This window comes from Methylobacterium sp. E-025 (genome assembly GCF_022829705.1).
GTDB lineage: Bacteria > Pseudomonadota > Alphaproteobacteria > Rhizobiales > Beijerinckiaceae > Methylobacterium.
Genome location: NZ_JAKSYR010000094.1, coordinates 1 through 597 on the forward strand (window position 1 = coordinate 1; position 597 = coordinate 597).

The 597-nt window shown below is 69.2% G+C and carries 1 pseudogene; it reads left to right on the forward strand.

Going from position 1 to position 597, the window contains the following annotated elements:
* Positions 1–99: 99 nt before the first annotated feature.
* A pseudogene (locus tag MKK64_RS11940) lies at positions 100–597 on the forward strand (carbohydrate-binding domain-containing protein); the annotation flags it as partial.

Genomic DNA, 597 nt, shown 5'->3' on the forward strand with positions numbered 1-597 from the left:
GGTGCAGTCGACCTGTCGGGTTTCAACGGCTCGGTTGGGTCCAGCCTCGTGGTCACAGGTTCGGATGGAACCACCAGGTCAGTCACCGGCACGACCATCGTGGCCGATACCGTCGCGCCGCTCGCCAAGGCGAGCCTCGTCCACGTCGCCGGCGACGGGATCATCGACGCCACCGAGGCGCAATCGGCGACCATGCCGGTCACGGGTACGCTCAGCGCGGCACTCGGCGCGGGCGACCAGGTCGTGGTCAGCCTCAACGGTGTCGACACCCTGGCCAGCGTCAGCGGCACCAGCTTTACCGCCGCTGTCGCCACCCCGATCGGCGCCGGGACGGTGACGGTGAGCGTCGTCGACGCCGCCGGCAACGCGGGTGCTGCGACCAGCGCCGCCTACACGGTGGCCATCCCAGTGCCGTCCCCTGCTATACTCGACACCCTCGTCTTCCGCGTGTCGGGTGACAGCTACCAGGGTGATCCGCACTTCCAGGTGCTGGTGGACGGCCATCAGATCGGCGGCACACTCACCACCAGCGCGTCGCATGCGGCAGGCCAGACGCAGGACATCACCCTCACGGGCCAGTTCGGCACGGGTGCGCAC